Annotated in this window: 1 protein-coding gene; it reads right to left on the bottom strand. The window is 74.3% G+C overall.

Features of this window, described 5'->3' with window-relative positions; translation table 11 throughout:
* The coding region (locus tag ACWEVN_RS11195; RefSeq protein ID WP_452051117.1) for an amino acid adenylation domain-containing protein at nt 1–12,817 on the bottom strand (12,817 nt) is incomplete at its 3' end.
* Between the last annotated feature and the right edge of the window lie 432 nt (nt 12,818–13,249).

Below are 13,249 nucleotides of genomic sequence, written 5' to 3'. Positions count from 1 at the left end.
CGCGGATCTTCACCTGGTCGTCGGCGCGGCCGACGAACTCCAGCACCCCGTCGCCGGTCCAGCGCACGACGTCCCCGGTGCGGTACATCCGCTCGCCGGGCGCCCCGAACGGCTTGGCCACGAACCGGTCCGCGGTGAGGCCGGGCCGGCCGAGGTACCCGCGGGACACGCCGGCGCCGGCGATGAACAGCTCGCCCGTCACGCCCGGCGGGACCGGCCGCAGGCCCTCGTCCAGGACGTAGGCGGCCATGTTGTCCAGCGGCCGGCCGATCGGCATCGCGTCCGGGACCGCGTCTTCGGGGGCCAGGAAGAACCGGCTGGCGAAGGTGGTGGTCTCGGTGGGGCCGTAGCCGTCGACGACGGTCAGCCCCGGGCAGGCGTCCCGCACCTGGCGGACCGCGGCGGCGGGGACGACGTCCCCGCCGGTCCACACCTCGCCGACACCCCGCAGGCACCCGGGATCCTCCTGCGCCAGCAGCCGGAACAGCCCGGCGGTCAGCCACAGCGCACGGACCCCGTGCCGCGTGACGACCGCACGCAGCACTTCGGCGTCGACGTCGCCGGGCGGAGCGACGACCACCCGGCCGCCGTTGAGCAGCGGCACCCACACCTCGTACGTCGAGGCGTCGAACGCCTGCGGCGAGTGCAGCAGCACGGTCCGGTGGGCCTCGCCCGCGAACGAGCCGTCGGAGGCCAGGGCGACGATGTCGCGGTGGGTCACCGCCACGCCCTTCGGCTTGCCCGTCGACCCGGACGTGTACATCACGTACGCCAGGTTTCCCGGCCGCACCCGGACTTCCGGCGCACCTTCCGGACCGGTCTCGTCCACCCGGACCGTAAGTCCACTGTGGACGTCCTGATAGGACTCCCCGGCGATGACGACGGAGACGCCGGCCTCGTCGAGGACCAGGCACATCCGGCTCGCCGGGGCACGGAGGTCGACCGGGACGTAGGCGGCCCCGGCCGTGAGCACCGCGAGTTCGGCGACGACGAGGTCGGCCGACCGCTCCAGCAGCAGCCCGACCCGGTCCTCGGCCCGCACGCCGAGGGCGATCAGCCGGGCCGCGAGCCGGTCGGCGCGGGCGGCGAGCTCCGCGTAGGTGAGGTCGTCGACCGCCGGCGCGTCCGGGGTCCGGCGGACCTGGTCGGCGAACCGGCTCACGACGGTGGCCTCGGGCACCGGGTGCGCCGTGTCGTTGAACGTCCGCAGCACGCGCTCGCGGTCGTCGCCGGTGAGCAGGTCGAGCTCGCCGACCCGCGTTCCCGGGTGCGCGGCGATGCGGTCCAGGGCCAGCAGCAGCTGCCCGGCGAGCCGGTCGACGGTGGCCCGGTCGAACAGGTCCGGGTCGTGGTCGAACGACACGGCCAGGTCCTCCCCCGGCGTGACGACGACACTGAGCGGGTAGTTGGTCGGCTGCAGTTCGCCGTCCTCGTGCAGGCCGATCCCGTGCGCGGCCACGGCTTCGGTGTCGAACGGGTAGTTCTCGAACACTAGGATGCTGTCGAACAGCGTGCTGCCGCCCGCCCAGGTCTGCAGCTGGGCCAGAGACACGAAGTCGAACCGGCGTGACCGGGCCTGGGCCGTCTGCAGGTCCCGCAGCCACTCGGCCACCGTCAGTCCATCGTGGACGGTCACCGGCGCGGGCAGGGTGTTGATGAACAGCCCGGCCATCGCTTCGACGCCCGGCAGGTCGGCCGGCCGCCCCGACACCGTGGTGCCGAAGACGACGCCGGATTCGCCGCTGTAGCGGGAAAGCACGAGCCCCCACGCGCCCTGGACGATCGTGTTGAGCGTCAGGCCGGCGCGGCGCGCCAGCTCGCGCAGCCCGCCGGCGGGCGCCGACACCCGGACCGACGCCGCGGACCGCGCGCGGTGGGCTTCCACCGGACGGCGGTCGTAGGGCAACGGCGTCGGCGTCCGGAACCCGGCGAGCTGCTCGCGCCAGTGGATTTCGGCGGCCGTGGTGTCCTGCTCACCGAGCCAGCGCAGGTACTCGCGGAACGGCGGCCGGTGCCCCGGCACGGCGGCCCCCGCGTACCGGGCGCACACCTCGCCGAACACCTGCGCGGCGCTCCAGCCGTCCAGCAGCACGTGGTGGAACGTCCACACCAGCAGCACGTCGCCGCCGGGCAGCCGCGCGAACGCCAGCCGCAGCAGCGGGGCGGCGGTCAGGTCGAAACCCTCGGCCCGGTCCTCGTCGAGGAACCGCTCCTGCTCGCGGGCGCGCTCGTCGTCGTCCAGCGTCCTCCAATCGAGGTGGACGACCGGAACGGTGACGTTCCGCTCGACGACCTGCACGGGTTCGTCGAGGCCCTCCCAGACGACGCGGGTGCGCAGCACCGGCGTGTCCGCGACGACCTGCTGCCACGCCCGGGCGAGGCGCTCGGGGTCGCCGATGCCGGTCAGCCGCAGGCGCACCTGGTTGAGGTAGGTCCCGGCCGCGCCGTCGACGAGGCTGTGGAAGACCATGCCCGACTGCATCGGGGTGAGCGGGTAGATGTCCTCGACCGTCCGGCCGGTGCCGGCGAGGCGGTCCACCGCGGCCTGGTCGAGCCGGGCGAGGGGGAAGTCCGACGGCGTGCGGCCGCCGGCGTCCGGCCGGGCGCAGTGCCCGACGATCCCGGTGAGCGCGGCGAGCAGGGCGTCGGCCAGCCGGCGCACGGTCGCCTCGGTGTGCACACCCGCGGAGTAGTGCCAGGTCAGTTCCAGCTCGTCGCCCACGACCGCGCCGACGACGTCGAGCTGGTGCGCCCGCGTCTGGCCGGGGTGCGCCGCGCCGCCCAGACCGCCGCCGTGGTCGAAGCGGCCCAGGTAGTTGAAGCTGATCCGGGGTTCGAGGCGCGGGGCGGTGCCGGTGAGGTACCGCAGGGCGCCGTAGCCGAGGCCGCGGCGGGGAATCGCGCGCAGCTGTTCCTTGGTCGCCTTCAAGGCTTCGCCCCAGTCCTCGCCGGACGACGTCAGCTCGACCGGGAAGATCGAGGTGAACCAGCCGACCGTCCGCGAGAGGTCGAGGCCGGGGAACAGGTCTTCCCGCCCGTGGCCTTCGAGGTCGACGAGCACGCGGTCGCGGCCGGTCCAGTCGCGCAGGACGCGGCCGAGCGCGGTCAGCAGGACGTCGTTGACCTGCGTCCGGTACGCCCCCGGCACGTCGTGCAGCACGGCCCGGGTCGGTTCCGCGGGCAGCCGCACGACCACCGAACGGGCCGAGCCGTAGGTGTTCTCACCGGCCGCGTCGACCGGGAGGGCCGGGTCGGCGTCGATGGCCGCCCAGTGGTCGAGTTCGTCGTCGAAGAAGCCGTCGGCGGTGTGACGGGCTAGGGTGCGGGCCCAGTCGCGGAACGACGTCGTCTTGGGCGGGAGCTCGCCGCCGGCCAGGAGGGTTTCCAGGTCCTCCAGGAGGATCCGCCACGACACGCCGTCGACGACCAGGTGGTGCGCGGCCAGCGTCAGGGTCGTGCCGGACAGCTCGGCGCGCAGCAGCGGCCCGTTCTCCAGGTCGATGGTGGCGCCGAGGACGTCCTGGGCGCCGGGTGCGTGGCGCGGGCCGTCGGGGGTGAACCGCAGGCGCAGGACGTCGTGGTGCAGCTGGAGTTCGCGCAGCGCGCGCGGCAGCGCTGTGGGGTCCACGGTGTCGGGCACCTCCACCGAGACGGACTGGACGAACTGCTCCGGGTGCACCGGCCGCGGGTCGAGGTACCAGTGCTGCACCGGCGTCAGCGGCAGGTCGCCGGTCACCGGCCCGGCGTCGGCCGCGACGGGCGCGGCCGGGGTGGCGGCGAGGGCGAGCGCGGCGACGGTCGGGTGGTCGAAGACCTGGCCGGGCATCAGGTCGAGGCCGGCCCGGCGGGCCCGGGACACCACCTGGATGCTGAGGATCGAGTCGCCGCCGAGCTCGAAGAAGTTGTCGTCGGCGCCGACGCGGCCGACCCGCAGGACCTCGGCCCAGATGCCGGCGAGCAGCCGCTCGGCGTCCGTCGCGGGCTCGCGGTACCCGAGCCCGGACACGAAGCCGGGCGCGGGCAGCGCCCGGCGGTCGACCTTCCCGTTGTCGTTGAGCGGCAGGGCTTCCAGGGGCACGAACACGGCCGGGACGAGGTAGTCCGGCAGCGTCCGCAGCAGGAACTCGCGCAGGTCCGGCGTCCCGGTCGCGACGACGTAGGCGACCAGCCGCTTGGCCCCGCCGTGCACGGCCGCGACGACGACGGCTTCGGTCACGTCCGGGTGCGCGGTCAGCGCCGTCTCGATTTCGCCGAGCTCGACGCGGAAGCCGCGGATCTTCACCTGGTCGTCGGCCCGGCCGGCGAACTCCAGCACGTCGCCGGGAGCCCAGCGGACCAGGTCGCCGGTGCGGTACATCCGCGTGCCGGGCGCGCCGAAGGGGTCGGCCAGGAACCGTTCGGCGGTCAGCGCCGGCTGCCCGAGGTAGCCGCGGGCGAGGCCGGTGCCGGCCAGGTACAGCTCGCCGACGGCACCCGGCGGCACCGGCCGCAGCCCGTGGTCGAGGACGTAGGCGGCCATGTCGTCCAGCGGCCGCCCGATCGGCACCACGGCGGGCACCGGCTCGTCCGGCCCCACCACGAACCGGGTGGCAAACGTCGTGGTCTCGGTGGGGCCGTAGCCGTCGACGACGGTCAGGCCCGGGCAGGCGGCCCGCACCTGGCGGATCGCCTCGGCGGGCACGACGTCCCCGCCGGTCCACACCTCGCCCGCCCCGGCCAGGCAGGCCGGGTCTTCCTGGGCGAGCAGGCGGAACAGCCCGGCGGTCAGCCACACCGCGGTCACGCCGTGCGCGCCGATCTGCCGGCGCAGCACGTCGGCGTCGACGTCGCCCGGCGGCGCGACGACCACGCGGCCGCCGTTCAGCAGCGGCACCCACACCTCGTACGTCGAGGCGTCGAAGGCCGGCGGCGAGTGCATGAGCACGGACCGGTGCGCCGGGCCGGCGAACGACCGGTCCCGGGCCAGGCCGACGATGTCCCGGTGGCTGACGGCCACGCCCTTGGGTGTCCCCGTCGAGCCCGAGGTGTACATGACGTAGGCCAGGTTCGCGGGCCGGATCGGGAGGTCCGGCGCCTCGGCCGGTTCGCCGCCGAGCTCGCCGGCCGACAGGATCGGTCCACTGTGGATCTCGGTGGCGAGCGCCCGGCCGGAATCGTCGGTCACCAGGACACCGACGTCGTCGAGCAGCGCGGTCAGCCGGCTGCGGGGCGCGCGGGCGTCCAGCGGCAGGTAGGCGCCACCGGCCTTGAGCACCGCCAGTTCGGCGACGACCACGTCGGCCGAGCGGCCGAGCAGGAGGCCGACCAGGCCGTCCCGCTGCGCGCCCAGGTCGAGCAGGCGGCGGGCCAGCCGGTTCGCCCGCGTGTCGAGCTCCGCGTAGGTCAGGGTTTCTTCGCCGGTGACGGCGACCGCGTTCGGCGTGCGGCGGACCTGCTCGGCGAACAACGCGGGCACGGTCGTGTCCGGGCCTTCCTGCGGGGCGCCGGTCCCCTGGGCCAGGACGGCGCGCTGCTCGGCGTCGGTGAGCATCCGCAGCCGGGAAAGGGGCTCGTGTGGCCGTTTCGCGAGCTCGGACAGCACCGTCCGCAGGTGCCCGGCGAACCCGGCGATCGTGTCGGCGTCGAACAGCTCGGGGTCGTAGCCGAAGAGGAACTCCAGGCGCTCCTCGCCGGGGTAGGCGACGATGCTGAGCGGGTAGTTGGTCGTCTCGACTCCGCGCAGGTCGCGCAGTCCGAGTTCCGCGGTGACCGGGTAGTTCTCGAAGACGAGCAGGCTGTCGAACTCCCCGCCCCAGCTCTGCAGGCGCGCCAGGGACAGGTGGTCGAACCGCCGCGCCTCGGCCTCGGCGTCCTGGAGGCCGCGCAGCCAGTCCACCGCCGTGGCCCGCTCGTCGACGTCGGCGACCACCGGCAGGGTGGTGATGAACATGCCGGTGATTTCGCCGGCCCCGGGCAGTTCCGCGGGCCGCCCGGCGACCGTGGTGCCGAAACAGACCTCCGGCCGGCCGGTGTGCCGGGCCAGCAGCACCGCCCAGGCGCCCTGGACGAGCGTGTTGAGGGTGAGGCCGTGGCGCTGCGCGGCGGCACGCAACGGCCCGGCGGGCAGCTCGATCCGCAGCGAGGCCGTCGATTCGACCGGGTGCCCGCCGGGAGCGCGGTCGGTGCGCAGCCGGGCCGGCTCGGGCCGGCCGGAAAGCCGTGCGCGCCAATAGGTTTCCGCGGCCGGGGTGTCCTGTTCGGACAGCCACCGGACGTGGTCGCGGAACGGGCGGCGGGTCGGCAGCGGGCGCCCGGCGTGCGCCGCCGCGACGTCGGAGAGCACCTGGAAGAGGCTCCAGCCGTCGAGCAGCAGGTGGTGGAACGTCCAGACCACGCGGACCTCGGTCGCCGAGACCCGCGCGAGCAGCAGCCGCATCAGCGGGAGCTCACCCAGGTCGAGGCCGGTGTCCCGGTCGGCCGCCAGCACGGCGTCGAGGTCGGCCGGTTCGGTCGTCCAGTCGCGGTATTCGATCGGCAGGGTGACCTGCCGGTGGACCACCTGCACGGGCTCGTCGAGGCCGTCCCAGACCACCCGGCTGCGCAGGACCGGGGTCCGGTCCACCACCCGCTGCCAGGCGCGGCCCAGCGCCGCGGGGTCGGGGACGTCGCTCATCACGAACGTCACCTGCTGGAGGTAGGCGTGCCGGCCGCCGCCGGTGAGCCGGTGGAAGAGCATGCCGGCCTGGGCCGGGGTGAGCGGGTAGAGGTCCTCGACGTCGCGGCCGTCGCAGGCGAGCCGGTCCACCGCGGCCTGGTCGAGGGCGGCGAGGGGGAAGTCCGACGGCGTGCGGCCGCCGGCGTCCGGCCCGGTGCAGTGCGCGACGATCCCGGCGAGGCCGTGCACGAGGTCGTCGGCGACGGTCCGGATCGTGGCTTCGTCGTGGAGCTGCCCGGAGTAGAACCAGGTGATCTCCAGGCGGCCGTCGGTGACCCGGGCGACGACGTCGACGGCGTGCGCGCGGACGTCATCCGGGTGCTGCTCGAGTTCCAGCTCCCGCTCGAGGCCCCGGTACAGCTCGCCCTCGGCCTCGAAGCGGCCGAGGTAGTTGAAGCTGAGCCGGGGCCTCACCGCGGGAGCGGTCCCGGTGAAGTGGCGCAGGACGCCGTAGGACAGGCCGCGGGCCGGGATCGCGCGCAGCTGCTCCTTGACGGACTTGAGCACGTCCCCGGCGCCGGTGTCGGGGACCTCGAGCGCGACCGGGAACATCGACGTGAACCAGCCGACCGTGCGGGACAGGTCGACGTCGTCGAACAGGTCTTCGCGGCCGTGGCCTTCGAGGTCGACGAGCACGCGGCCGGTGCCGGTCCAGCGGCGCAGAGCCCCGCCGAGGGCGGCCAGCAGCACGTCGTTCACCTGGGTGCGGTAGACACCCGGGACGTCCTGCAGCAGGGCCCGGGTCAGCTCGGCGTCGAGCCGGGTGGTGACCGTGCGGGTGCTCGCCACGGTGCCGGTGCCGTCGGTGTCCAGGGGGATCTGGGCGCCGTCGACCGCCTGCCAGTACGGGAGGTCGGCGGCGAAGTCGTGCTCGGCGAGCCGGTTCGCCCACTCCTGGAAGGACGTCGTGCGGGCGCTCGGCGCGCGTCCGTGGTAGGCGTGGTCGAGGTCCTCGAGGAGGATCCGCCACGAGACGCCGTCCACCACCAGGTGGTGCACGGCCAGGCGCAGGGTCGTGCCGGCCAGTTCCGCGCGCACCAGCGGGCCGTGTTCGACGTCGATTTCCGCGCCGAAGACGTCGGCCTCGGCGGGCTCGGCGTGGGCTTGCGTCCAGCCTCCGGCGGTTTTGCGGAAGCGCAGCCGCAGGGCGTCGTGGTGGGCGACGACCGCGTTCACCGCCGCGCGCAGGCGGTCCTCGTCGACGTCGTCGGCGAGGCGGACGCTGAGCTGCTGGACGAAGTGGGCCGGGTCGGCCGGGTCGGTGTCGAGGAACCAGTGCTGGATCGGGGTGACGGGCACCTCGCCGGTCGCCGCGGGCCGCTCGGCGGCGGGCTCGGCCACCCCGGCCGCCGCGGCGAGGGCGGCGATCGTCGGGTGTCGGAAGACGTCCTTGGTGGTGATCCGCAGGCCGGCCTTGGCCGCCTCGGACACGAGCCGGATGCTGAGGATCGAGTCGCCGCCGAGCTCGAAGAAGTTGTCCTCGACGCCGACTTCGGGCAGGCCGAGGGCGTCGGCCCAGATGGTCGCGAGGAGCCGTTCGGTGCCGGTGCGCGGCGCGACGCGGGTGGTGCCGCCGGTCCAGTCCGGGGCGGGCAGCGCGCGCCGGTCGAGCTTGCCGCTCGGGTTGAGCGGCAGCCGGTCGAGCGGCACGAACGCCGAGGGCACCAGGTGGGCGGGCAGCGAAGCGCCGAGGAAGTCCCGCAGGTCGGCGGGCGCTTCGGGCACGACGTAGGCAACCAGCCGCTGGTGCCCGCCGTCGGTGCGGGCGACGACGACCGCCTCGGCGACGTCCGGGTGCTTCCGCAGCGCGGCCTCGACTTCGCCGGGCTCGATCCGGAAGCCGCGGATCTTGACCTGGTCGTCGGCGCGGCCGAGGTACTCCAGTTCGCCGCGGGCGGTCCAGCGCACGACGTCGCCGGTCCGGTACATCCGGGCGCCGGGCGCGCCCGCGGGGTCGGCGACGAACCGGCTCGCCGTCAGCCCGGGCCGGCCGAGGTAGCCGCGGGCCACCCCGGCCCCGCCGAGGTGCAGTTCACCGGGGACACCGACGGGCACCGGCCGCATGCCGCGGTCCAGGACGTACGCGCGGATGCCGGCGATCGGGCGGCCGATCGGCGGCGTGCGGTCGGTGTCGTGGTACCAGGCGGTGGCGTACACAGTGGACTCGGTAGGCCCGTAGATGTTCGCGATCCGGCTGTCCGGCAACGCTTTCCGGATGTCGAGCAGTGCGTGCCGGGTCAACGCCTCGCCGGCCAGGACCACAGTGGACGGCCGCACCGTCACCGCGCCCTGGGCCAGCAGCTGCGCGAACGCCGAGGGCACGCCGCTGACCAGGCCGACCGGCCGGCCGTCCTGCTCACCCTCGCCGAGGGCCAGCACGTCCCGGACGATCTCGACGGTGGCGCCGGTCATCAGCGGCGCGAAGATCTCGAACACCGAGACGTCGAAGTTGAGCGACGTCGACGCGACCACGGTGGCCCCCGGCCGGAAGACGTCCGCGAAGTCCGTGCGCGCCCAGGCCATCAGGTTCGCGGCGCTGCGGTGGGCGACGACGACGCCCTTGGGGCGGCCGGTCGAGCCGGACGTGTGGATCACGTAGGCGGGGTGGTCGGGGTTCGTGGCGCGGTCTCGCTGGGCGGGAGCGCCCTCGAACAGGGCGGGATCGTCGAACGCGAGAGCCGGGACGGACCCGGGGCCGCGGCCGTCCGGGGTGAGCAGCAGCGCCGGGGCGGCGTCGTCGAGGATCAGTTCCTGGCGGTCGGCCGGGTAGGCGGGATCGACCGGGAGGTAGGCGGCGCCGGACTTGAGCACCCCGAGCAGCGCCACCAGGATCCGTTCCGTGCGCGGCAGGGAGACGGCGACGAACCGTTCGGGTCCGGCTCCGCGTTCGGCCAGGACCCGGGCCAGCCGGTCGGCTTGGTCGTCAAGCTCGGCGTAGGTGAGCGAGCGGCCCTCGCAGACGACCGCGACCGCGTCCGGCGTGCGGGCCGCCTGGGCCTCGAACAGCTGCGGCAGCGTGGCTTCCGGCGCGTCCAGGACCGGCCCGCGCGAGAGACCGGCCAGGTGGGCCAGCTCGGCGCCGTCCAGGATCGGCAGCTCGGCCACCGGCCGGTGCGGCTCGGCGACCACCGCTTCGGCCAGCACCCGCAGGTGCCCGGCGAAGCGGTCGATGGTGGCGGCGTCGAAGAGCGCGGTGTCGTACTCGATCGCGACACTGCGGGCCTGCGGCTGGAATTCCAGCACGAGGTCGAACCGGGCCCGGGGGCGGGGCAGATCGTGCTCGCCCAGGCGGAGGGCGCCCGCCTCCCGGGGCCGGACGAGGTCCTGCTGCAACACCAGCAGGACCTGCACCAGCGGGGTCCGGCTCGGGTCACGGGCCGGCCGCAGGTCGTCGACGACCTGGTCGAAGGGCACTTCCGCGGCGGCGAAGGCCGCCAGGGTCGTTTCCTTGACCCGGCCGAGAAAACGGTCGAACGGTTCCGCCGCGTCGACCGCGGACCGCAGGACGAGGGTGTTGACGAAGAACCCGGCGAGCCGTTCGAGCTGGTCGTGGTCGCGGCCGGAGACCGCGGTGCCGACGGCGACGTCGTCCTGCCCGGTGTAGCGGGCCAGCAGCACCTGGACGAGCGCGGTCAGCGTGGTGAACAGCGTCGCGCCGGTGTCGTGGCCCAGTGCCGTGAGGTTTTCGGCGAGCTCCGCCGGCAGCTCGTACCGGCGGATCGCGCCCTCGGTGGCCCGGACGGGCGGGCGCGGCCGGTCGGTGGGCAGGTCGAGGGGTTCGAGGCCGGCGAGCTGCGTGCGCCAATACGTGAGCTGCCGGTCCCGGAGGCCGGCCAGCCGGTCGTGGTGCCAGCGGGCGTAGTCGCGGTAGCCGAGGTCGAGCGGGGCGGGCTTCTCCCCCGCGTAGAGCGCGGCGAACTCGTCCACGAGCAGGCCGACCGACCAGCCGTCGGTGATGATGTGGTGCTGGCACAGCAGGAGCAGGTGGTCGTCCGGGCCCCGGCGGATCAGCGTGGCCCGGGTGAGCGGCCCGGTCGTCAGGTCGAAGGGGCGGTCCAGTTCGGCCGCGAGCTGCGCGTCGAGGTCCGCTTCGGCAGCGGTTTCCCGCAAGGGGATGGTGCCCTCGTCGGCGACGACCTGGACGCCCTCGCCGTCGACGGTCCGGAACGTCGTCCGCAGCGACTCGTGCCGTGCGGCCAGCCCGTCGAGGGCGGCGCGCAGGGCGTCGCGGTCCAGCGGGCCGGTGAGGGTGAGGCCGACGCCGGCGTTGTATTCGGTGCTTCCGGGGTTCTGCTGGTCGAGCACCCAGAGGCGGCGCTGGACCGGCGAGAGCGGGACCACGGCGTCGTGGGGCGCGGGCTCGATCCGGCCGGCCGGGGCACCGTCGTCGGGCAGCAGCTCGGCGAGCTTCGCGATGGTGCGAGCGTCGAACACCACGCGCGGGGACAGGTCGGCGCCGAAGCGGGCGCGGATCCGGGCGAGCGCGCGGGCGCCGAGGATGGAGTCGCCGCCGAGCTCGAAGAAGTCCGCGTCGACGCCGACGTCCGGGACGCCCAGGACGTCGGCCCAGATTTCGGCGAGCGCGTGCTCGGCCGGGGTCCGGGGCGCGGTGTGCGTGGCGCGGACCTGGGCGGACCAGTCGGGTTCGGGCAGGGCGTCACGGTCGAGCTTGCCGTGGTGGGTCAGCGGCATCGCGTCCAGGCGGACGAAGGCGGCGGGGACCATGTACGGCGGCAGCCGGTCGGCCGCGGCGGCGCGCAGGTCGGCAGGATCGGCGTCCCCGGCGACGTAGGCGACCAGGCGTTTGACGCCGGGCTGGTCCTCGCGGGCGACGACGACCGCCTCGCGGACGTTCTCCTGCCCGAGCAGCAGTGCTTCGATTTCGCCCGGCTCGATCCGGAAGCCGCGGATCTTCACCTGGTGGTCGGCCCGCCCGACGAACTCCAGCTCACCGGTTTCCGTGTGGCGGACGACGTCCCCGGTCCGGTACATCCGCGCGCCGGGTGCGCCGAAGGGGTCGGCGACGAACCGGCTCGCGGTCAGGCCCGGCCGGTCGAGGTAGCCGCGGGCCAGGCCGGGGCCGGTGACGTAGAGCTCGCCGGTGTCGGCGGGGCGCAGCGCGTCGTCGAGGACGTACGCGGTGGCGTCCGGCAGCGGGTGGCCGATCGGGGGCGTGCCGCCGGGGACCAGCGGGTCGCTCCAGGTGGCGACGACGGTGAATTCGGTGGGGCCGTAGGAGTTGATCATCCGGCGCCCGGGCGCCCAGGTCCGGACCAGTTCGGGCGGGCAGGCGTCACCGCCGACGATCACCGTGCGGAAGTCCGGCAGCGGGTGGCCGGCCGGCAGCGTGGCCAGCGCGACCGGCGGGATGAGCGCGTGGGTGACCCGGTGCTCGGCCAGGACGTCCGCGAGCCGCTCGCCCAGCAGCGGGCCGGGCGGCGGCACGACGAGCGCGGCCCCGTGCGGCAGCGCCATGCCGAGTTCGAGGACGGAGGCGTCGAAGCTCGGCGAGGAGAACTCGAGCACCCGGTCACCGGGCCGCACGTCGTACTGCTCCCGCATGGCGGCGCAGAAGCCGGCCAGGCCGCGGTGGGTGACCAGGACGCCCTTGGGGACGCCGGTCGAGCCGGACGTGTAGATGAGGTAGGCCGGGTGGTCGAGGTGCGGCGGCTCGGTCTTTGTCTCGCCGGCTGTTTCGCTGTCGGTCTCGCTGTCGGTTCCGTCGAGGTCGAGGGTGGCTGCCGCGTGCCCGCGGCCCACGACGAGCACGGGCTGCGCGTCGGAGAGCACGAAGGCGATGCGCTCGGCGGGCTGGTCGGGGTCGACGGGCAGGAAGGCGGCCCCCGCCTTGGCGACCGCCAGCTCGGCGACGACCAGGTCGGCTGACCGGGGCAGCAGCAGCGCGACGACCTTTTCGGGGCCGGCGCCACGTCGCACCAGCACGCGCGCCAGCCGGTTCGCCCGCGCGTCGACGGTCGCGTAGGTCAAGGTGCCATCGGCGCCGGTCAGGGCCGGTGCATCGGGGGTGCGGGCGGCTTGCGCCTGGAACAGCCCGGCGAGGGTACGCGCGGGCACCGATCTGTCGTCGTCAACGGCAGGAACCGAGACGTCGTATCGCGGCATTGCGGAAACCTTTCGAGCACGGATGAGGTCAGCGCAGGGCCGTCCAGGCGCTGGCGGAAGACAGGCAGAAGGGGCCCGCGACCAGGGAAATCGGCAAAAGACTTCCGTCCGGGCAACCGGGTATTTGCCACTCGTTCAACAAATCGGCCCGGCGTGCCACACACCGGGCGAACCCGCAGGAACGAGCGCGAGACACATTGATCCTTTCCAGCGTGACAGCCGCGCGGCAACCCCCGGAAACAGTTCCGATTTCGACGGCACCTCCGCCGTGCCGATTAGGCACCGGCGACCGCCGAACGCGCGCGACAACCAGCGTTCTTGGTGCAGCAGGTCGGTCACCCGGCAGTCGAGTACCCCCAAGACCAGCCGGATTGGCATCACGCTACCCAGTGAACGCGTAGCTCGTACCGCCGAACGGAGCATTGGCGAAAA

Source organism: Amycolatopsis sp. NPDC003861, assembly GCF_053605405.1.
The sequence above is the reverse complement of the archived record's forward strand: the minus strand, read 5'-3'. Positions and strand labels throughout refer to the sequence as shown.